Genomic DNA, 18699 nt, shown 5'->3' with positions numbered 1-18699 from the left:
ACGCATGAACGAACACGAGCGATCGCCCGCATCCGAGGAACCCCTGGTGCCCGAGCCACCGCCCGTGCGCGGTCTGGAGTTCAAGGCCGCGCTGCTGATGGCGCTGACCCTGCTGCTGGTGGTGGGCTCGGCGCTGTACGTGATGTTCGCGCGCGGTGTGTTCGAGCCCACGCAGCGCGTGGTGCTGATCGCCGACGATGCCGAGGGTGTCACCGTGGGCATGGACATGACCTTCGCCGGCTTTCCCATCGGCCGCGTCACGCGCGTGGAGCTGGCCCCTGACGGCAACGCGCGCATCCTGATCGACGTGCGCGAGCGCGACGCCAAGTGGCTGCGCACCTCCAGCATCTTCACCATGGAACGCAGCCTGGTGGGCGGCACGCGCATCCGCGCCTTCAGCGGCGTGCTCGACGACCCGGCGCTGCCCGACGGCGCCGAACGCACCGTGCTGCGCGGCGACGCGGCGGCCGAGATCCCGCAGATCACGGCGGCGGCGCGCTCGCTGCTGGACAACCTCAACGCCATCACGCGCGAGGACGCGCCGCTGCAAGGCACGCTGGCCAACCTGCGCGCCACCACCGAGAAGCTCAATGGCCCGCGCGGCGCCATGGGCGTGCTGGTGGGCAACGAGGCCGATGCGAAGCAGCTCAGCCAGGCCATCGAGCGCAGCAACGCGCTGATCGCGCGCGCCGACGCCCTGGCCACCCGCCTGGACAGCCTGGTGGCCAACGCCGACCGGCAGGTTTTCGGCCAGGGCGCCAAGCCCGGCGAGGGCAGTGTGGTGGGCGATGTGCGCGCCACCGTGGTGCAGATGAACGGCCTGCTCGAGCAGGCGCGGGGTAGCCTGCAGAAGCTGGACGCCGTGCTGGTGGAGGCCCAGGGCGTGGCCAGCAACGCGCGCGAGGCCACCACCGACCTGGGCCCCTTGCGCGCCGACGTGGAAAGCAGCCTGCGCAAGATCGACGGCCTGATCGACGACATCAACCGCAGGTGGCCGTTCGCGCGCGACACGGAGATCAAGCTGCCATGAGCCGGGCCGTGGTTTCCCTGCTGCTCGCGCTGGCGCTCGCGGCCTGTTCCAGCGGACCGCCCACCCCGGCCTGGCAGATGAGCGCGCGCAGCGGGCTCGACGCCGCCGCCCTGGCCTGGCTGGAAGGGCGCACCGCCACCGAGGCGGTGGAATTCACGCGGGCGCGCGCCGCCATCGCGCGCACCGGCCGCCTGGACCTGCTGGCGCGCGCCGAGTTGCACCGCTGCGCCTTGCGGACGGCCACCCTGGTGTTCGAGCCCTGCGCGGGCTTCGAGGCCCTGGCGGCCGACGCCACGCCCGAGGACGCGGCCTATGCGCGCTACCTGGCCAACCGCTTGCGGCCGGGTGACGCCGAGCGCCTGCCGGCCGCGCACCGCGCCGCGCTCGCGGCGGCCGACCCGGTCGGCGCGCTGCGCGGCGTGCCGGACCCGGTGACGCAACTGGTGGCCGCCGGCGCCGCCCTGCAGCGCGGTCAGGCCAGCCCGGCGCTGGTGCAGCTGGCGGTGGACACCGCCTCGGCCCAGGGCTGGGCCCGGCCGCTGCTGGCCTGGCTGCTGGTGCAGCAGCGCGCGGCCCAGGCCGCTGGCGACACGGCCAGCGCCGAACGTCTGCAGCGGCGCATCGACGCGGTGGCGCCGCGCGGGCGCTGAACGCGGCGGGGCCGAATGGCCATGTGGTCTAGCGAATGGGGCCCGGTGCGGGGTCGAACCCTTGCGCCATGGTGTGACACTGAGAGAGGCCAATGCCTGAGCCCATCGGCTTCGGCTCCTTCAGTTCATGGGTACGGAGAGTGATTCATGGGTGCCATCAGCAACGCCATTCGCCACGTCGTCAAAGATTTCAGCAACAAGAACCGGGCCATGGGTCCGGAGGCTCGGGTCGCCGATCCCGAAAAATTCATCAACTTTGTTGTCGACCCCAAACGAGAAGACCGGTATGGGCGCGTGGCCTATAGCAAGAACGGTGGCGTGTTGACAACGCACAAGCGGTCGGTTCAGGCCGGGCTGCGCGCTTACCTCAAGAACCGGAGCAAGGGCACGGAAGAGCTGGGTTCCTTGAAGCTGGATTCCGAGCGCAAGGCCTTCGTGTACGCGCAGAGAAGTATTGCCAGGCAGTTCCAGAACCACCCTGATCCCCATGTGCGCGCGGCGGTGGAGTACATCCTCGGCAAGGATCAAGGGCGTGGTCAGGCCTGGGAGCGCTCAGCCTGGGAAAGAACGTGTTTCCGTATCACGCCCGAGCTGCGCGCGGCCAACCTGGCCATCCAGGGAGCGCTGCAGCAACAGGCCGCGGCAGCACAGCAGGCCGCTGCCTAGGGCGCGGGCGGCGTGTCGTCGCGGTCGTGGGCGCACGTCGATCACGGGACGTGCGCCCCCCTGGGAGCAAGGGCTTGGCCTGCGCGAGCGTTCATCGCCCCGTCAGTTCACCTTGCCGATGCGCTGCACCACGCTCTTCATGGCCGCGGCGTCGGCCTTCACGAAGGCGTCGAACTCGGCCGCGTCCTGGTACTGGAACTGCGTGCCGGCGGTGGTCATCACCTGGATGGTGCGCTCGTCGCGCGCCGCGGCGCGCGCGGCCTCGCGCAGCTTGTCGATCACCGGCTGCGGCGTGCCGGCCGGCGCGAACAGCCCGGCCCACTGCGAATAGCCGATGTTCACGCCCAGCTCCTTGAAGCTGGGCACGTCCGGCAGCAGGGCCAGGCGGCCTTCGCCCCAGTGCGCCAGCGCGCGCATGCGCCCGCTCTTGATGTGGCCCACGATGCTGGCCGGCCCGCTGGCCAGCGCGTCCACCTGGCCGCCCAGCAGGCCCACGATGGCCGGGCCCGCGCCGGTATAGGGCACGTGCAGCATGAAGCTGCCCGTGGCGGCCTTGAGCTGCTCCATCGGCACCTGCATGGTCCCGTAGTTGCCGGACGAGCCGAAGCTGACGCGCCCCGGGTTGGCCTTGGCGTAGGCGATGAACTCGGCGTAGGTCTTCCAGGGGCTGTCGGCACGCACCACCAGCACGGTGGGGTCGGCCGTCATGCGCGCGATGGGCGCCAGCTGGTTCACCTCGAACTGGGGCGGGCGGTTGAGGATGCGGTCGGCCTCTGGCAGCACCACCAGGGACGACAAGGCCATCAGCACGGTGTAGCCGTCGGCCGGGGCCTTGGCCACCTGCGCCATGCCGATGGCACCGCCCGCGCCGCCGCGGTTCACCACCACCACCGACTGGTTCAGGTGGCGCGCCATGGCCTCGGCCACGGGCCGGCCCACGGCGTCGGCCACGCCGCCGGGCGGGAAGGGCACCACCATGGTGATGGGCTTGCTCGGGAACGGGTCCTGTGCGAAGGCGGTGGCGGTGCCGCCCAGGCCGCCGAGTCCGAGGGCCGAGGCGCCCAGCAGGCGGTGGAAGTCGCGTCGTTGCATGCTGTCTGTCTCCTGTGGTGGTGGGGAAAGGGCGCGGGCTCAGGCAAAGCGGTTTTCGATGAAGCCGATGCCGTCGATCTCGACCCGCACCACGTCGCCGGCCTTCAGGAATTGCGGCGGGTTCAGGCCCATGCCCACGCCGGCCGGCGTGCCGGTGGCGATCAGGTCGCCGGGGTAGAGCGTGATGCCACGCGAGACGGTCTCGATCAGCGTGGGGATGTCGAAGATCAGGTCCTCCGTGCGGCCGTCCTGGCGCTGCTCGCCGTTGACCCAGCAGCGCACGCGCGTGTGCTGGCCATCCAGCTCATCGGCCGTGACGATCCAGGGGCCCATGGGGCAGAAGGTGTCGAAGCTCTTGCCCATGTCCCACTGCTGGTGGCGCATCTGCACGTCGCGCGCGGTCACGTCGTTGACGGCGGTGTAGCCCCAGACGTGCTTCATGGCATCGGCCTTGGCGATGTTCTTGCCACCGGTGCCGATGACCACGGCCAGTTCGGCCTCGTAGTCGATCTGCGACGAAATGGCCTCGCCGGGCAGGGTCACGGCGTCGGTGGGGCCGACCACGCACTCCGGCACCTTGGTGAAGACGATGGGCCACTGGGCCGGGTTGGCGTTGTTGTTCTTGAAGACCGAGCCCTGCAGTTCCTTGGCGTGCTCGTGGTAGTTGCGGCCCACGCACCAGAGGTTGCGCCGCGGCCGGGGGATGGGCGCTTCCAGCCGCACGGCCGACAGGGCGATGGGCTCGCCGCGGGTGGACGGCAGGGCCCGGCCCTCGGCCTGGGCCTCGACCAGGGCGAGGGCGCCGCGCTGGGCCTCGGCGGGCGACAGGTCGAAGGGGGTCACGGACCGGGCGTCGGCCGACACGAGGCCGACACGGCGTTGGCCCTCATGGGCGAAGGTGGCGATGCGCACGAAATCTCCTGATGGTTCAATTCAAGATACCAATAAATACCATTTGGTACCAGAACGGCAATGGTAGGGCGCCAGAGGATGAATCGACCGGGGGAATACCCTTGGGCCCGATCGGCTCGATGAATTGGTCTGGTTTGGTACAGTGCCGCGCATGAGCCTGTCCAACCAGTTGCACCAGAGCCTTCTCGACCAGGTCCAGAGCGGCCAGTGGCGCGCGGGCGATCGCCTGCCCACCGAGCGCGAGCTGTCCGAGCAGCACGGTGTGAGCCGCACCACGGTGCGCAAGGCGCTGCTCGCGCTCAAGCAACAGGGCCTGATCGAGCAGACCGTGGGCAGCGGTACCTACGTCACCGAGCAAGCCGGCGAGCGCCTGGGGCGCCGCGCCGCGCAGGACTCGTCGCGCACCACCAGCCCGGCCGAACTCATGGAGGCGCGCCTGGCGATGGAGCCGGCCATCATCGACATGGCCATACGCAACGCCAACGCGGCCGACCTGCAGCGCATGGACCGCTGCTGCGACGAGGCCGAGCGCGCGACCACGCTGGAGGCCTTCGAACATTGGGACGCCGAGCTGCACCAGGCCATCGCCGACGCCGCGCACAACAGCTTCGTGGCCAACGTGTTCGAGCTGATGAAGACCGTGCGCGCCCAGGGCGACTGGGGCCAGCTCAAGAAGAAGAGCGTGACGCCCGAGCGCCGCCTGGCCTACCAGGCCGAGCACCGCGAGATCGTGAACGCGCTGCGCGACCGCGACGCAGCGCGCGCGAAGGAGATGACGCGAGCGCACCTGTTGCGCGTGCGGCAGAACCTGCTGGGGTCCTGAGCGGGGCGAGGCCTCGGGGCGCGGGAATAATCCCGGCTTCTTCACGACGCCTTCGCTCATGGCAGATCCCGTCATCGTTCTCGGCGCCGGCATGGTCGGCGTGTGCACCGCGCTGCACCTGCGCCAGCGCGGCCACGCCGTCACCCTGGTCGACCGGCGCGGGCCTGGCCGCGAAACCTCCTACGGCAATGCCGGCATTATCCAGCGCGAGGCGGTGGAGCCCTACGCCTTCCCGCGCGACTGGGCCATGCTCGCGCGCGTGGCGCTCAAGCGCGGCGCCGACGTCAACTACCACCTGGGCGCCTTGCCCGCGCTGGCGGGGCCGCTGGGCCGCTACTGGTGGCACTCGCGCCCCGCGAGCCACCAGCGCATCGCGCGGTCCTACGCGCGCCTCATCGAACACTGCCTGGGCGAGCATCACGCGCTGATCGAGCGGTCGGGCGCGCAGGACCTGGTGCGCCGCGAAGGGTTTCGCGACGCGTTCCGCGAGGCCGACTCGATGCGCCAGGCCGTGGCCGACGCGCGCCGCGTGGCCGACGGGTACGGCGTGCGCTACGCCGTGCTCGACAGCGAGGCGCTCGCGCAGGCCGAGCCGGCGCTGCGCCGGCGCCTGGCCGGCGCCATCCACTGGCTGGACCCCTGGTCGGTGAACGACCCGGGCGAACTCGTGGCGCGCTACGCCGCGCTGCTGGGCCAGTCGGGCGGGCGCGTGCTGCGCGGCGACGCCGGCACGCTGCGCCAGGCGGGCGCGGGCTGGCGGGTGCGCACCGACGAGGGCGAGATCGACGCGCCGCACGCCGTGGTGGCGCTGGGCCCCTGGTCCGACGGCCTGCTGCGCCCGCTGGGCTACCGCTACCCGCTGTTCGTCAAGCGCGGTTACCACCGCCACTACAGCGGCGGCGAGCCACCGCGCCTGCCGATGCTCGACGCCGATGGCGGCCTGGTCATCGTGCCCATGCGCCAGGGCGTGCGCGTGACCACGGGCGCCGAGTTCGCGCGGGTCGACGCACCGCCCACGCCGGTGCAGGTGCCGCGCGCGCACGCGCTGGCCAGCGAGCTCTTCGATCTGCCGCAGGCCGTGGAGGCGCAGCCCTGGATGGGCTCGCGTCCCTGTACGGCCGACATGCTGCCCGTCATCGGCGCCGCGCCGCGCCACCGGGGGCTGTGGTTCAACTTCGGCCACGCGCACCAGGGCTTCACGCTGGGGCCGGTGAGCGGGCGGCTGCTGGCCGAGCTGCTGGGGGGCGAGTCGCCGGTGGTGGACCCGCGGCCGTACGCGCCGGCGCGCTTCGGCTGAGCCAGGGTCTGGCGGCCTGGCGGCGTGTGGGGGCTGATGGCGAAGACCTCGTCCTTCAGCCAGGCCTTCACCTTCAGCCAGTTGGCCTGGCGGTCCTCGCGGTTGGCGTGGCTGAGAGAGAACGCGTCCTGAACCGTGTGCAGCAGGGCGCCCAGCGCGATGGGGCCGTTGTGTCGCAGCAGACGCGGTTGCCGACGTGTGCCGCGTCAATCTTGCGCACGAAGCGCTCGATGTCTTGCGCCGACACCTTGCAAAGCAGCTCCCCGGGCCGCTGCCAGGCGAGCGGGCTCGGCGGGCCGGTGCCTCAGCCGGCCAAGCGCTCCAGCACCGCCACGTGCACCTTCGTCCGTACCCGAAAACCCAGCGTCTCGTACAGCGCGATCGCCGGCGTGTTGGTTTCCCAGGCGTGCAGGAAGGGCTGCTCGCCGCGTGCCTGGATGCGCGCCGCCACCGCCGCCGACAGGCGCCGCGCCAGGCCCAGGCCGCGCGCCTCGGGGTGCGTGCACACGCCACTCACTTCGGCGTAGCCCGGCACGCGGAAGCGCTCGCCGGCCATGGCCAGCAGCCGGCCGGGCCGGCGCACGCCCAGGAAGTCACCCATCGCATGGGTGCGGGGCAGGAAGGGTCCGGGCTCGGTGAGCGTCGCCAGCGCCAGCATCTCGGCCGCGTCGGGCTCGCCCAGCCGCAGCAGGGCGTCGGGGCCGCCGTCGTCGCGCAGCGCGCGTGTGGCCAGCATCTGCACACACAGGCCTTGCTTGGCCACCCGCAGGCCCGGCGGCACCACCAGCGCGGGCACCTGGGCCAGGAAGGCGCTCTCGCCCGGCGCCAGCAGGGCCGCCAGCGCGGCCAGGGCTTCGGGACCGTCGTCGGGTGTGGCGGCGAAGCGGTTGACGTCGGGCCGGTAGCGGCGCGCCAGGGCGCCGCCCACGGACAGGGGCGCGTGCGCGCCGGTGAGGCTGGCCCAGACGGGGCGGTCAAGCGGGTGCATGGGGTTCTGCGGCGGCGCGCGGGTGGCGGTTCACGCGCGCAAGCAGGTCTTGCGCGTCCAGGGCCTCTTCCAGGGCCTGGAGCAGCGCGAGCAGGGTGGGGCCGTGCGGCGCGCAGGCCTCGGCCACGGCGGCCTCGATGGCCGGCCAGGTGTAGCGCCAGGCATGGGCCACATGGCGCTGGCCGGCCTCGGTCAGTTCGATGGTGCGCAGCCGCAGGTCGCCGGCCGACTGGCGCGCGATCACCAGGCCGGCTTCCTGCAGCTTGCCCAGCTGCCGTGTCACGCCGGGCTGGCTCACGCCCAGCGCCAGCGCGATGTCGCCCACCGTGAGGGGGCCCAGGCGCTGCAGCGTGGCCAGCACCGGCAGGTGGGACGAGGGCAGGTCCACGCCCTCGGCTTCGATGACGGCCTGCGTCTGCGCCTGCAGCCGCTCGCCGACGCGCTTCAGGCGCGTGCCCAGGGTCAGCAGACCGAGCGCTTTGACAACGTCTTCCATGGCCATAAATATAACAAGATATATGCCTTGGAATTGATTTAATTTAAAGCCCGGAAAAATTGCCACGTCAGCCGGACCATTCCCTCCGCCCGCGCCGGAAACGGCGGACCCTCTACCATTCGGCCCCACCCGCCCACCGGAGACGCCCCTTGGTTCCCCTGAACGACTGGCTGCTGTTCGCCGCCGCCGCCCTGTTCGTGGCCGTCACGCCCGGCCCCAACATGGTGTACCTGCTGTCGCGCTCGCTCTGCCAGGGCCGGCGGGCGGGCGTGATTTCGCTCCTGGGCGTGGTCGTGGGCTTTCTGGCGCACATGTTCGCGGCGGCCGTGGGGCTGACCGCGCTGTTCATGGCGGTGCCGCTGGCCTACGAGCTGCTCAAGTGGGCCGGCGCGGCCTACCTGCTCTACCTGGCCTGGCAGGCGGTCAAGCCGGGCGCGCGCTCGCCCTTCGAGGCGCAGGACCTGCCGGCCGACCCGCCGCGCAAGCTCTTTCTCATGGGCTTTTTCACCAACCTGCTCAACCCCAAGATCGCGGTCTTCTACCTGTCGATCTTTCCGCAGTTCGTCTCGCCCGCGCACGGCTCGGTGTTCGCGCAGAGCGTGCAGCTCGGCCTGACGCAGATCGTGGTGAGCTTCTGCGTGAACCTGAGCATCGTGCTGTCGGCCGCGACGCTGGCGCTGTGGTTCGCGCGCAGCCCGCGCTGGCTGGCGGCGCAGCGCTACGTGATGGGCACGGTGCTGGCCGCGCTGGCGGTGCGCCTGGCCATGGAACAGCGGCGCACGGCCTGAGCGCTGCCGCCACCGTTTGCCCCAGTCCGTGCGCCGCTGGCTGTTGATCTTGCTGCTGCTGTGCGTGCCGCTGGTGTCGGCGCTGGCGCACGGCGGGCACGGCGTGGTCTCGGCGGCCGTGGCGGTGGCCGCCGCCACCGGCGATGCGGCGGCGCCCGAGGCCGTGACCCCGCAGACCGTCCAGACCGCGGCGTCCGCTGGCCTGGATGGCGACCCCTGCCACGCGCACGGCGTGGCGCTGCCTTCACCCGGCGCGGTGCCGCCCGCCTGCCGGGGCGCCGCGCCGAGCGCCGCCCACTGGCGCCCGAGCGACGGGCACCCGAGCCGCCCCGAGCGCCCCAACTGGCCCGCCGCGCGCCACGGGGCGCCGCGTCAAGCCGCCTGAGGCCCCGCGCCTGGCGGCACGCCGCGCCATCCCACACGTTCCCTTCCTTCGCCGCCCGCGCGGCGCCGGGCCCGCGCCGCCCCGGCCAGGGCCCCCGTTCCGATCCGATTCCCCATGAAAACCAGACCCCTCACCACCGCCGTCCTGCTGGGCGTGCTCCTGACCTTTTTTGCGCTCGGCCTGTGGGCCTGGCAGCAGCGCGCGCCGGCCGAAGCGCCGGCGCCCCAGCGGGCCGACCCGGCCCGCCTTCAGCGCATGCATTCGCCGGTTCTGGGCCCGGCCGGCGCGCCGGTGACGATCGTCGAGTTCTTCGATCCGTCCTGCGAGGCCTGCCGCGCCTTCCACCCCTTCGTCAAGGCCTTGCTGGAGCAGTACCCCAGCGAGGTGAAGCTCGTGATCCGCTACGCCCCGTTCCATCCGGGCTCGGACAGCGTCGTCAAGCTGCTGGAGGCCGCGCGCCGCCAGGGGCTGTACCAGCCCGTGCTGGAGGCGGTGCTGGACGCGCAGCCCGCCTGGGCGGATCATGCGCAGCCCAACCCCTCGCTGGCCTTCGCCGCCGCCAAGCAGGCCGGGCTGGACATCGAACGTGCCCTGCAGGACATGCAGCGCCCCGAAATGGCGGCCCTGCTGCAGCAGGAGGTGGAAGACCTCAATGCGCTCTACGTGGAGAAGACGCCCACCTTCTTCGTCAACGGCCGCGGTCTGACGCGCTTCGGTCCCGAGTCGCTGGCCGAGTTGGTCGCCGAAGAGGTGGCGATCGCCCGCCGCGCGCGGCCGGGGCCGTGAGACCATCGCGGTCTTTGCGTTCCACCCACGACGGGAGTCGACCATGGACTGGCTTGTGCTCGGACTGGTGCTGTTTCTTGGCATCCATTCGGTGTCGATCGTCGCGCCGCGCGGGCGGCACGCGGTCGCGCACCGCATCGGCGAGGGGCCCTGGAAAGGCCTCTACACGCTGGTGGCCCTGGCCGGTTTCGGCCTCATCGTGGCCGGCTACAGCGCCGCGCGGCAGAACCCGGTGCTGCTGTGGACCCCGCCCGTGGCCATGCGCCACGCGGCCGCCGTGCTGATGCTGCCGGTGTTCGTGCTGCTGCTGTCGGCCTACCTGCCGGGGCGCATCCAGCGCGCCGCGAAGCACCCCATGCTGGTGGCCACCAAGTTGTGGGCGCTGGCCCACCTGCTGGCCAATGGCGGCCTGGCGGACGTGGTGCTGTTCGGCGCCTTCCTGGCCTGGGCCGTGGCCGACCGGGTCTCGCTCAAGCGCCGTGCGTCGGCCGGCCTGCTGCGCGCCCCGCACACCTTCGGACCCGGCAAGGCCAACGACGCGATCGCGCTGGTGGGCGGCCTGCTCCTGTACGCGGTGTTCGCGTTCTGGGCGCACGGCTTCCTGATCGGCGTGCGGCCGTTCGGTTAGGGCCTGGGCAGGCCCCCACGGGAACCCGGGCGCCGGCGCTCGCCTCCATCGGGGCACGCCTTGAACACCTCACACCGATGGGAGACTCCATGATCCGACGCCTTCGCCCCCTGTTCATCGCCCTGGCCGGGGGCCTGGCCTTCGCCTGTGCCCTGGCCCAGCCGTCGGTGCGCCTGACGCCCGAGGTGGTGGCCGGCGGCCTGCAGAACCCCTGGGGCCTGGCCTTCATTGGCGATGGGCGCCTGCTCGTGACCGAGCGCCCCGGGCGCCTGCGGGTGGTGGAGGCCGACGGCCGCCTCAGCCCGCCACTCAAGGGCCTGCCCGAGGTCGATGCCGTGGGCCAGGGCGGCTTGCTCGACGTCATCACCGACCGCGACTTCGCCCGCAACCGCACCGTGCACTTCTGCTACAGCGAGCCCGGGCTGGTGGGCAATTCCACCGCCATGGCTTCGGCGCGGCTGTCGGACGACCGCACCGCGCTCGAGAACCTGCGCGTGGTCTTCAGCCAGAAGCCCAAGGTGGGCAGCCGGCTGCACTTCGGCTGCCGCATCGTGCAGGCGGACGACGGCAGCCTCTTCCTCACCCTGGGCGACCGCTACCAACGCATGCACGACGCGCAGACCCTGGACAACCACCACGGCAAGGTGGTGCGCGTGCAGGCCAACGGCCAGCCGCACCCCGACAACCCGTTCACGCAGCAGGCGCGCGCGCTGCCCGAGATCTGGACCCTCGGCCACCGCAACATCCAGGGCGCGGCCCTGGGGCCGGACGGCGCGCTCTGGACCATCGAGCATGGCCCCCAGGGCGGCGACGAACTCAACCGTCCCGAGGCCGGCAAGAACTACGGCTGGCCCCTCATCACCTACGGCGAAAACTACGGCGGCGGGCGCATCGGTGCCGGCCTGACCAGCCGCGCGGGCCTGGAGCAGCCGGTGCAGTACTGGGTGCCTTCCATCGCGCCCTCGGGCCTGGTGTTCCTGCGCGGTGACCGCTACGGCGCCGCCTGGCAGGGCAACGCCTTCACCGGCTCGCTCAAGTTCCGCCACCTGGTGCGCCTGCAGATGGAGGGCGGGCGCGTGGTGCACCAGGAGCGCCTGCTGACCGAGCTGAACCAGCGCATCCGCGACGTGCGCGAAGGGCCGGACGGCTGGCTCTACGTGCTGACGGACGACAGCGATGGGAAGGTGCTGCGGCTGGTGGTGCGGTGATCATTCGCATCGCCCAAGGTGAACAAGGAGATGTCCTCGCCGGTCCTTGAGGCGCATGTTCTGCTAGGAACGGTAGTCGGTCAGAAGCGCTTCGAGTGACAAGCCGAGCGAAGCGGCAAGCTTTGCAAGGGTGAGCAAAGAGGGGTTGCGCGCTTGACGTTCGATGTCGGCGATGGCGGGCATGTTGACGCCCGACTGCTGACTCAACTTCTCTTGCGTCAGCTTGAGCCCCTTCCTCGCCGAGACAAGGTTCCTCGCCACAACTTCCTCGATCAAGGCATCACCTTCTTGCCGGGCCAGCGGCCGGTTTCCTACCAGTGAGCCCGCCGTGACGCCGAGGGCGCGAGCCAACTTGTCTATCGTCTTCAGCGAGGCGTTGACCTGCCCCTGTTCCACCAGCCGAATCATTCGTCGATTCACACGCGCTTGCTCCGCCAGCGCACTGATGCTCCAGTTCCCTTTTGCTCGAAGAGCAACGAGGTTCGCCGCCAGCGGGGCAAGGAAGGGCGGTATTTCAGATGCTTGTTCAGACACCAAAAAAGTGTTGGCCTTGCATGCGCTTAAACTGATAATTTGAGCTATAAATGGGTGGCTTTGGGATTTTGGGAGTTCGCACTTGTTCATCACCGCCCCCGGCCTCGTCCAGCACTTTCACCCTTCTCAGGTCGCCCCTCGCCAGAGCCACTGGCAGGCCATCACGCTCTCGATGGAGCGGCCCTGGTACCTGCTTGTCTACGACGTTTCCTACCGCGGCAAGAAGGTCTCGCAGACCTCCCTGGTGGCGTGGGATTCCACCTTGCTGGACATGCTGGCCCAGATTCCCGTCGCGAACCTCACCGGCATTGCCCGTCTGGACCGGCGCCGCGATTCAGGCCCGAGTTGGAGCTTGAGCTGGATTGGCGCGCTGTGGGCGCCAGCGCCGTGCGAGGCCCCGTCGGTCGGACCTCTGCTGTTCAAGCTCGACGACGATCCACACGTCCGCAACGCCCTCCTGCTGCCCATGCCCGCCGCACCCGGCCGGCGGCTGTTGTACAAGGCGTCTGCGTAGTCGCGCGGCTCAGCGCGTCATCCACCGCCGGGCCCCGTGGCTGGCGGCGTCCACCAGGGCCACCATCAGCAGCATCGCGCCGAGGACGGTGGCCGTCTTGCCCATGTGGAACAGGCCCATGTGAAAGGCCAGCATCTGGCCCAGGCCGCCCGCGCCCACCACGCCCAGCACGGCGGCGGCGCGGATGTTGTTCTCCCAGCGGTAGAGGGTGTAGCTCAGCAGCTGCGGCAGCACCTGCGGCAGCGTGGCGTAGCAGAACACCCGTACGCCGCCCACGCCCTGCACGCGCAGCGCGGCGGCCGGGCCGGGCGGGGCGTTCTCGATGGCCTCGGCGAACAGGCGGCCCAGCACGCCGGCCGTGTGGAAGGCCAGGGCCAGGGTGCCGGCGAAAGGCCCCAGGCCGGCGCTGATGAGCAGCAGCGCGGCCCACACCAGCTCGGGGATGCTGCGCAGCGCATTGAGCAGCAGCCGCGTGGGGCCGCGCGCCCAGGACGCACCACCGCCGGGCCGCCGGCTGGCCGGCAGCGCCAGCGCCAGGCCCGCCGCGGCCGCCAGGCCGGTGCCCAGGGCTGACATGGCCAGCGTTTCCCAGGTGCCCTGGGCCACGCGGCGCAAGAACGCGGGCGAGGTGTCGGGCGGGAAGAACTCGCCGAGGAAGCGGCCCATGCTGCGCGCCGCGTCCAGCGACAGGAACTGACGCCACTGCAGGTCCAGCGACCAGAAGCTGGCGACGACCAGCGCGGCCAGCGCCAGCAGGAACCACAGGGCCTTGCCGCGCGGGTCGAGCAGGGAGGGCGGGGCGGGCGGCCAGGGATTCATCCGAGCGCCTTTCGCAGTCCCGCGCTCACGCGGTCGGCCAGCGCCACCAGGGCCATGAAAACCAGCAACATGGTGGCCACCTCGCCGCCGTTGAACATCTTCATGGAGTTGTCGAGCTGCTGACCCAGGCCGCCCGCGCCCACGAAGCCCAGCACCACCGAAGAGCGGATGGCGCATTCCCAGCGGTAGACGGTGTAGCTGGTGAGCTCGGCCGCGTTGGTGGGCAGCAGGCCGTAGCAGAAGGCCTGCAGGCGCGAGGCGCCGTTGCGCAGCAGGGTCTGCGTGGCGTGGGGCTCGCCGCTTTCCAGGATCTCGCCGTAGACCTTGCCGAGCATGCCGCCGTAGGTGAGGGCGATGGCCAGCACGCCGGCGGTGGGTCCCAGGCCCACCACGCGCACGAAGACCAGGGCCCAGACCAGCTCGGGGACGCTGCGCAGCACGATCAGCAACCAGCGCACCGCCTGGCGCACCACCCAGGGCCCGCGCGCCATGCGCCCCGACAGGGCGGACAGCGAGAGCACGCGCGTGGCGGCGAGCGTGAGCGGCACGGCGATCAGCATGGCCAGCGCCATGCCGGCGGTGGCAATGGCCACCGTGCGCCAGGTCTCTCGCGCCACCAGCGCGAGGAATTCGCCGTCCCGCGCGGGCGGCAGGAAGCTGCCCAGAAACTGCGCCGAGACGCGCAGGTTGCGGGGCTCGAACAGCACCCAGGGCCGGAACTCGGTGGCCACGCCCAGCGGCCACAGCATCACCAGCGCGGCGCCGATCCAGAACACCCGCGACAGCCAGGCCGGGTCGCGGGTGGGAGCGGCGCGCGGGGCCGGGGCGGTGTTCATTGCGGGCTTCAGCGGCACATCAGCATGGGCGGCACGGCCGCCCCGGGCTCGGGCGATGGGGTCGCGGGCGCGCCGCCTTGCAGCTCGTGTTCGAACCGGTCGTACAGGCGCGCCAGGCGTTCGCGCGTGACTTCGGCGGCGGGCAGGTCGAAGGCCAGGCGGCCGTCGCGCAGGCCCACGATGCGCGGGAAGTGCGCCAGCGCCACGTCCACCTGGTGCAGGGTGGCCACCAGCGTGGCGCGGCGCTCGCGCGCGCCCTCGACGAGGGTGCGGATGGCCTGGCGCGCGCGCGTCGGGTCCAGGGCCGAGAGCGGTTCGTCCACCAGCCAGGCGGTGGCCGGCGCCAGCAGGGTGCGCGCCAGGCCCACGCGCTGGCGCTCGCCGCCGGAGAGGCGGTCCACGCGCTCGAAGAGCTTGTCGCCGAGGTCGAAGCGCTCGAGCGCGGCGAAGGCGGCGGGGATGTCGCTCGGGCGCAGCAGCGAACGCAGGCTGGCCCACAGGCCCATGGCGGGCAGCCGGCCCGCCAGCACGGCCGTGACCACGCGCTGGCGCGGCGGCAGCGGCGGGACCTGCGGTGCGAGCAGCAGGCGCCCGCGCAGGCGGCGCAGCTCGTCGCGCGGCAGCGTCCAGGGATCGGCGCCATCGAGCCTCAGGCGCCCTTCGCTGGGCGGCATGGCGCAGGCCATGAGCTGCAGCAGCGTGGTCTTGCCAGCGCCCGACGGGCCAATCACCGCGAGCTGTTCGCCCGCGGCCACGCGCAGGCTCAGGTCCTGCACGGCGGCGGGCTGGGTGGCGCGCGCCGCGGGGTGGCGCGCGCTGAGCTGTTCGAGGGCGATCTCCAAGACGGGTGGCTCCGGTGCGGGGACGAAGCCCGGATTAGACCGCGAACGCCCATCCCGGCCGCAAGGCCGGCCCGCGCCACCCGGGGCGCGTTCAGCGCGCGGCCGGCAGGGCCACGCTGCGAAAGCCCGCGAGGATGTCGTTGCGCGGCGCGCCGAAAAAATTGCGGTAGCGCGGGTGGCGCATCTGCGGCGCGCTGGCCCAGCTGGCGCCCTTGAGCACGGGCCGGCCGTCAAACCAGGGCTGGGAGTAGTCGCGGTAGGGGTGCGGCTCGAAGCCCGGGTGGGGGGCGAAGGCGCTAGCGGTCCATTCCCAGACCTGGCCCCAGGCGAAGCCGGGCGCGCTGAGCGCCGCGCGCTCCCATTCGGCTTCGGTGGGCAGGCGCCGGCCGGTCCAGGCGCACCAGGCCTGGGCTTCGGTGGCGCTGACGTGGCAGACCGGCGCCTGCGGGTCCAGCACCCGCCAGCGGCCCTGGGCGCGCTGCCACCAGCCGCCGGCCTTGTGTTGGAGGAAGCGTGGCACGGGCACGGCCCCGGCCTCGATGGCGGGCAGGTAGCGCGCCCAGCTCACCGGGGCCGCATCGATGTCGACGGCCGCGAGCTCGACGGTCTGGCCCGGCCATTCGTTGTCGAAGGCGAAGCCCGGGCCGCGCCAGCCCAGGGTCCAGGGCCCGGCGGGCAGGTGCAGCGTGCCTTCGCGCGCGGCCGGGGGCGAGGGCGCGGCCTCGCCGGGATCGATGTCCAGCACCTGGGCCATGCAGATCCATGCCTCGTTGTGCATGTCCTCGTGGAAGAGGGCGAGGCGAAAGGCGTACAGGCCGTCGTCGGTCTCGGGCGCGCGCGCCAGCCAGGCCAGGGTGTCGTCCAGGCTGGCCTGCAGGTCGGCGCGGGTGGTGGCCAGGTCGGGCAGGGGCAGCGACCAGCGGGCGTCGTGCGGCACCGCGCTGCTGTCGTAGAGCGCGTCGGCGTCGAGGCCGCGCACGGCCTGGCGCGCCGGCGCCAGCGGCGCCAGGGGGTCGGCGCGCGCGCCGCGCTCGCGTTGCGGCGTGGGCTGGCGCGCGATCCAGCGGTCGGCGAACCAGCCGAGGTGGCCCAGCTCCCACAGCGGCGGGTTGAGTTCGGGCGACCGCGGCACGCGCAGGCCAGGGCCCAGCGCGGCCTCGTAGGCCTGGGCCAGGCGCAGGGTGCGCGCGCGCGTGCGGCGCAGCAGGGCGGCCAGCGTTTCCCGACCACCCCGGCGGGCCTGCTCGGCCGCCGCGCCGCAGGCGTCGCCGGGCTCCGACAGAATCCCTTGATCGATGGCCACCATCCACAAACCCCTGTTGTGCATCGTCACGCCGTCGCTGGCCGACGCGAACAACGGCAATTGGCAGACCGCGCGGCGTTGGGCGCGCCTGCTCGCGGGGCATTATCGGGTGGTGGTCGTGCGCGAATGGCCCGAGGCCAGGCTGCACGAGACGCCGGCGGCACTGATCGCGCTGCACGCGCGCCGCTCGGCGGCGTCCGTCGCGGCCTGGGCGAAGGGGCACCCACTCGCGCCCCTGGTGGTGGTGCTGACGGGCACCGACCTGTACCGCGACATCCAGGGCGACGCCGACGCCCGCCGCTCGCTGGCACTCGCGCACCGCCTGGTGGTGCTGCAAGAGCGCGGGCCGCTGGCGCTGCCGCCGCCGCTGCGCGAGCGCTGCCGCGTGGTGTTCCAGTCGGGTCCCGCGCGCGCGCCCCTGCCCAAGCCCCGGCGCTTCCTGCGCGCGCTGATGGTGGGCCACCTGCGCGACGAGAAATCGCCGCAGACGCTGTTCGAGGCGGCGCGGCTGATCGTCCCCGGCGAAGGCATCCGCATCGACCACATCGGCGATGCCCTGGACCCGGCGCTCGGCGCGGCTGCGCGGGCCACCGCCGCGGCCTGCCCGCACTACCGCTGGCTGGGCCCGCTGCCGCACGCCGACGTGCTGCGCCGCCTGCAGCGCGCGCACGTGCTGGTGCACGCCAGCCGCCTGGAGGGCGGCGCGCACGCCGTGCTGGAGGCGGTGCGCGGCGGCACGCCGGTGCTGGCCTCGCGCATCGACGGCAACGTCGGCATGTTGGGCGAGGCCTATGGCGGTTACTTTCCGGTGGGCGATGCGCCCGCCCTGGCGGCCCTGCTGCGCGGGTGCCGTGCGGACATGGCCGAGGCCGATGGCAGGCTCGCGCGCCTGGCCGCACAATGCGCCGCACGCGCGCCGCTGTTCGAGCCCGAGGCCGAACGCCAGGCGCTGCTGGCCCTGTTGAACGACGTCCGCCCGCGCGAACCCGCGCCGGCCACCGAACCGGAGACCCCTTCGTGAACGCCCCCATCCCCACCGCCGCCGCCCAACCCCGCCTCACCAGCCTGTCGCACGGTGGCGGCTGCGGCTGCAAGATCGCCCCCGGCGTGCTCAGCGACATCCTCAAGGGCAGCACCGGCATGCCCATGCCCCAGGAATTGCTGGTGGGCATCGAAACCGCCGACGATGCGGCCGTGTACCGCCTCAACGACGAGCAGGCGCTGATCGCCACCACCGACTTCTTCATGCCCATCGTGGACGACCCCTACGAGTTCGGGCGCATCGCGGCCACCAACGCCATCAGCGACGTCTACGCCATGGGCGGCACACCCATCATGGCACTCGCGCTGGTGGGCATGCCCATCAGCGTGCTGAGCACCGAGACCATCGGCCGCATCCTGCAGGGCGGGCAGGACGTGTGCCGCGCCGCCGGCATCCCCATCGCGGGCGGCCACACCATCGATTCGGTGGAGCCCATCTACGGCCTGGTGGCCATGGGCCTGGTCCACCCCGCACGGATCAAGCGCAACGCCGACGCCCAGACCGGCGACCGCCTGGTGCTGGGCAAGCCGCTGGGCGTGGGCGTGCTGTCGGCCGCGCTCAAGAAGGAGCGGCTCGATGCGGCCGGCTACGCCGCCATGATCGACACCACCACGCGCCTGAACACGCCGGGCCCCGACCTGGCCAGGCTGCCCGGCGTGCACGCCCTGACCGACGTGACCGGCTTCGGCCTCGCGGGCCATGCGATGGAAATGGCGCGCGGCGCGAACAAGACCGTGCGCCTGGACTGGTCGCGCGTGCCGCTGATCCCCGGCGTGCGCGAACTGGCCGGCGCCGGCATGGTGACGGGCGCCTCGGGCCGCAACTGGGCGGCCTATGGGCACGAGGTGCGCCTGGGCGCGGGTCTGCAGTCGGTCGAGCAGGCCCTGCTGAGCGACCCCCAGACCAGCGGCGGCCTGCTGGTGGCCTGCGACGCCGCCAGCGTGGACGAGGTGCTGGCCACCTTCCGCCGCCACGGCTTCGAGCAGGCGGCCGAGATTGGCGAGGTGCTGGACGCCAGCGGCGACGGCGCGCGCCTGCGGGTGGATTGACACCGGGGGGG

The 18699-nt window shown here is 72.3% G+C and carries 22 protein-coding genes; 13 read left to right on the top strand and 9 right to left on the bottom strand.

All coding sequences use genetic code 11. The features are described 5' to 3' along the window. The first annotated feature begins 4 nt into the window (after positions 1 to 4). The 3 genes from DY262_RS03005 to DY262_RS02995 all read left to right on the top strand — a co-directional run bounded on the left by DY262_RS03005 (position 5) and on the right by DY262_RS02995 (position 2346). Positions 5 to 1030 (top strand): MlaD family protein, encoded by a 1026-nt coding sequence (locus DY262_RS03005; protein ID WP_116957475.1) that lies wholly within the window; start codon positions 5 to 7, stop codon positions 1028 to 1030. Further along, the gene (locus tag DY262_RS03000) at positions 1027 to 1680 is read left to right on the top strand and encodes a hypothetical protein (protein ID WP_116957474.1); all 654 of its coding nucleotides are present in this window, start codon (positions 1027 to 1029) and stop codon (positions 1678 to 1680) included. Before DY262_RS03005 ends, DY262_RS03000 begins: the two co-directional genes overlap by 4 nt. 147 nt (positions 1681 to 1827) lie before the next feature. Further along, positions 1828 to 2346, top strand: coding sequence for a hypothetical protein (locus DY262_RS02995; RefSeq protein WP_116957473.1), 519 nt, complete (start codon positions 1828 to 1830; stop codon positions 2344 to 2346). A 102-nt stretch (positions 2347 to 2448) separates the two neighbouring features. Here the strand turns inward: DY262_RS02995 and DY262_RS02990 are convergent, their stop codons facing one another. Together DY262_RS02990 and DY262_RS02985 are read right to left on the bottom strand one after the other, a co-directional pair. Further along, complete coding sequence (locus DY262_RS02990; RefSeq protein ID WP_070398601.1) at positions 2449 to 3438, bottom strand: tripartite tricarboxylate transporter substrate binding protein; 990 nt, start codon at positions 3436 to 3438, stop codon at positions 2449 to 2451. Between the two features lie 39 nt (positions 3439 to 3477). Continuing rightward, on the bottom strand, positions 3478 to 4350 hold the full coding sequence (locus DY262_RS02985; RefSeq protein WP_116957472.1) for a fumarylacetoacetate hydrolase family protein: 873 nt from the start codon (positions 4348 to 4350) through the stop codon (positions 3478 to 3480). Between the two features lie 151 nt (positions 4351 to 4501). Between DY262_RS02985 and DY262_RS02980 the strand changes: the two genes are divergently transcribed. Both DY262_RS02980 and DY262_RS02975 read left to right on the top strand, forming a co-directional pair. Beyond that, positions 4502 to 5173 carry a FadR/GntR family transcriptional regulator gene (locus tag DY262_RS02980; RefSeq protein ID WP_116957471.1) on the top strand — a complete coding sequence of 224 codons (672 nt, stop codon included), beginning with the start codon at positions 4502 to 4504 and terminating at the stop codon, positions 5171 to 5173. A gap of 58 nt (positions 5174 to 5231) precedes the next feature. After that, the gene (locus DY262_RS02975; protein WP_116957470.1) at positions 5232 to 6470 is read left to right on the top strand and encodes an NAD(P)/FAD-dependent oxidoreductase; all 1239 of its coding nucleotides are present in this window, start codon (positions 5232 to 5234) and stop codon (positions 6468 to 6470) included. A 304-nt stretch (positions 6471 to 6774) separates the two neighbouring features. On the opposite strand, the gene DY262_RS02970 is transcribed toward DY262_RS02975, so the two are convergent. Both DY262_RS02970 and DY262_RS02965 read right to left on the bottom strand, forming a co-directional pair. Continuing rightward, the gene (locus tag DY262_RS02970; RefSeq protein ID WP_116957469.1) at positions 6775 to 7458 is read right to left on the bottom strand and encodes a GNAT family N-acetyltransferase; all 684 of its coding nucleotides are present in this window, start codon (positions 7456 to 7458) and stop codon (positions 6775 to 6777) included. Continuing rightward, positions 7445 to 7954, bottom strand: coding sequence for a MarR family winged helix-turn-helix transcriptional regulator (locus DY262_RS02965; RefSeq protein ID WP_116957555.1), 510 nt, complete (start codon positions 7952 to 7954; stop codon positions 7445 to 7447). Before DY262_RS02965 ends, DY262_RS02970 begins: the two co-directional genes overlap by 14 nt. Before the next feature lie 149 nt (positions 7955 to 8103). Here DY262_RS02965 and DY262_RS02960 point away from each other — a divergent pair, with 149 nt between their 5' ends. The 5 genes from DY262_RS02960 to DY262_RS02940 all read left to right on the top strand — a co-directional run bounded on the left by DY262_RS02960 (position 8104) and on the right by DY262_RS02940 (position 11749). Further along, positions 8104 to 8742 carry a LysE family translocator gene (locus tag DY262_RS02960; RefSeq protein ID WP_116957468.1) on the top strand — a complete coding sequence of 213 codons (639 nt, stop codon included), beginning with the start codon at positions 8104 to 8106 and terminating at the stop codon, positions 8740 to 8742. 16 nt (positions 8743 to 8758) lie between these two features. Beyond that, entirely contained in the window at positions 8759 to 9127 is a 369-nt protein-coding gene (locus DY262_RS02955) for a hypothetical protein (RefSeq protein WP_116957467.1), read from the top strand. Positions 9128 to 9241: 114 nt separating this feature from the next. After that, positions 9242 to 9913, top strand: a complete 672-nt coding sequence (locus tag DY262_RS02950; protein WP_116957466.1) for a DsbA family protein — start codon at positions 9242 to 9244, stop codon at positions 9911 to 9913. A 43-nt stretch (positions 9914 to 9956) separates the two neighbouring features. Continuing rightward, a complete protein-coding gene (locus DY262_RS02945; RefSeq protein ID WP_116957465.1) occupies positions 9957 to 10541 on the top strand; it encodes an NnrU family protein in 585 nt (194 codons plus the stop codon). Between the two features lie 89 nt (positions 10542 to 10630). Further along, positions 10631 to 11749, top strand: a complete 1119-nt coding sequence (locus DY262_RS02940) for a PQQ-dependent sugar dehydrogenase (RefSeq protein ID WP_116957464.1) — start codon at positions 10631 to 10633, stop codon at positions 11747 to 11749. Between the two features lie 63 nt (positions 11750 to 11812). Here DY262_RS02940 and DY262_RS02935 read toward each other — a convergent pair whose 3' ends face one another. Then, entirely contained in the window at positions 11813 to 12373 is a 561-nt protein-coding gene (locus tag DY262_RS02935; protein WP_116957463.1) for a helix-turn-helix domain-containing protein, read from the bottom strand. Between DY262_RS02935 and DY262_RS02930 the strand changes: the two genes are divergently transcribed. Then, positions 12366 to 12797: a hypothetical protein gene (locus DY262_RS02930; protein ID WP_116957462.1), complete on the top strand. Its 432-nt coding sequence runs from the start codon at positions 12366 to 12368 to the stop codon at positions 12795 to 12797. The genes DY262_RS02935 and DY262_RS02930 overlap by 8 nt on opposite strands. Positions 12798 to 12806: 9 nt before the next feature. Here DY262_RS02930 and phnE read toward each other — a convergent pair whose 3' ends face one another. The 4 genes from phnE to senA form a co-directional block, all read right to left on the bottom strand. Further along, on the bottom strand, positions 12807 to 13616 hold the full coding sequence (gene phnE, locus DY262_RS02925) for a phosphonate ABC transporter, permease protein PhnE (RefSeq protein ID WP_116957461.1): 810 nt from the start codon (positions 13614 to 13616) through the stop codon (positions 12807 to 12809). Continuing rightward, on the bottom strand, positions 13613 to 14452 hold the full coding sequence (locus tag DY262_RS02920) for a PhnE/PtxC family ABC transporter permease (RefSeq protein WP_116957460.1): 840 nt from the start codon (positions 14450 to 14452) through the stop codon (positions 13613 to 13615). Before DY262_RS02920 ends, phnE begins: the two co-directional genes overlap by 4 nt. An 8-nt stretch (positions 14453 to 14460) precedes the next feature. Next, on the bottom strand, positions 14461 to 15294 hold the full coding sequence (locus DY262_RS02915) for a phosphonate ABC transporter ATP-binding protein (RefSeq protein ID WP_116957459.1): 834 nt from the start codon (positions 15292 to 15294) through the stop codon (positions 14461 to 14463). Between the two features lie 91 nt (positions 15295 to 15385). Further along, positions 15386 to 16600, bottom strand: coding sequence for a selenoneine synthase SenA (gene senA / locus DY262_RS02910; RefSeq protein WP_116957458.1), 1215 nt, complete (start codon positions 16598 to 16600; stop codon positions 15386 to 15388). Between senA and senB the strand changes: the two genes are divergently transcribed. Both senB and selD read left to right on the top strand, forming a co-directional pair. Continuing rightward, positions 16590 to 17618 carry a selenoneine biosynthesis selenosugar synthase SenB gene (gene senB, locus DY262_RS02905; protein WP_116957457.1) on the top strand — a complete coding sequence of 343 codons (1029 nt, stop codon included), beginning with the start codon at positions 16590 to 16592 and terminating at the stop codon, positions 17616 to 17618. The two genes, senA and senB, sit on opposite strands and share 11 nt — an antisense overlap. Next, positions 17615 to 18688: a selenide, water dikinase SelD gene (selD, locus tag DY262_RS02900; protein ID WP_116957456.1), complete on the top strand. Its 1074-nt coding sequence runs from the start codon at positions 17615 to 17617 to the stop codon at positions 18686 to 18688. Before senB ends, selD begins: the two co-directional genes overlap by 4 nt. The last annotated feature ends 11 nt before the right edge of the window (positions 18689 to 18699 follow it).

It is taken from the genome of Hydrogenophaga borbori (assembly GCF_003417535.1).
In the GTDB taxonomy this organism is placed as follows: Bacteria; Pseudomonadota; Gammaproteobacteria; order Burkholderiales; family Burkholderiaceae_C; genus Hydrogenophaga; species Hydrogenophaga borbori.
The sequence above is the reverse complement of the archived record's forward strand: the minus strand, read 5'-3'. Positions and strand labels throughout refer to the sequence as shown.

Coding starts and splice junctions, on each gene's coding strand:
- DY262_RS02995 (WP_116957473.1), top strand. CDS start 1,828: ATGGGTGCCATCAGCAACGCCATTCGCCACGTCGTCAAAGATTTCAGC.
- DY262_RS02940 (WP_116957464.1), top strand. CDS start 10,631: ATGATCCGACGCCTTCGCCCCCTGTTCATCGCCCTGGCCGGGGGCCTG.
- DY262_RS02950 (WP_116957466.1), top strand. CDS start 9,242: ATGAAAACCAGACCCCTCACCACCGCCGTCCTGCTGGGCGTGCTCCTG.
- DY262_RS02945 (WP_116957465.1), top strand. CDS start 9,957: ATGGACTGGCTTGTGCTCGGACTGGTGCTGTTTCTTGGCATCCATTCG.
- DY262_RS02975 (WP_116957470.1), top strand. CDS start 5,232: ATGGCAGATCCCGTCATCGTTCTCGGCGCCGGCATGGTCGGCGTGTGC.
- DY262_RS02970 (WP_116957469.1), bottom strand. CDS start 7,458: ATGCACCCGCTTGACCGCCCCGTCTGGGCCAGCCTCACCGGCGCGCAC.
- DY262_RS02980 (WP_116957471.1), top strand. CDS start 4,502: ATGAGCCTGTCCAACCAGTTGCACCAGAGCCTTCTCGACCAGGTCCAG.
- DY262_RS02965 (WP_116957555.1), bottom strand. CDS start 7,954: ATGGAAGACGTTGTCAAAGCGCTCGGTCTGCTGACCCTGGGCACGCGC.
- DY262_RS02935 (WP_116957463.1), bottom strand. CDS start 12,373: ATGAACAAGTGCGAACTCCCAAAATCCCAAAGCCACCCATTTATAGCT.
- DY262_RS02920 (WP_116957460.1), bottom strand. CDS start 14,452: ATGAACACCGCCCCGGCCCCGCGCGCCGCTCCCACCCGCGACCCGGCC.
- DY262_RS03000 (WP_116957474.1), top strand. CDS start 1,027: ATGAGCCGGGCCGTGGTTTCCCTGCTGCTCGCGCTGGCGCTCGCGGCC.
- senA (WP_116957458.1), bottom strand. CDS start 16,600: ATGGTGGCCATCGATCAAGGGATTCTGTCGGAGCCCGGCGACGCCTGC.
- DY262_RS02990 (WP_070398601.1), bottom strand. CDS start 3,438: ATGCAACGACGCGACTTCCACCGCCTGCTGGGCGCCTCGGCCCTCGGA.
- DY262_RS03005 (WP_116957475.1), top strand. CDS start 5: ATGAACGAACACGAGCGATCGCCCGCATCCGAGGAACCCCTGGTGCCC.
- senB (WP_116957457.1), top strand. CDS start 16,590: ATGGCCACCATCCACAAACCCCTGTTGTGCATCGTCACGCCGTCGCTG.
- phnE (WP_116957461.1), bottom strand. CDS start 13,616: ATGAATCCCTGGCCGCCCGCCCCGCCCTCCCTGCTCGACCCGCGCGGC.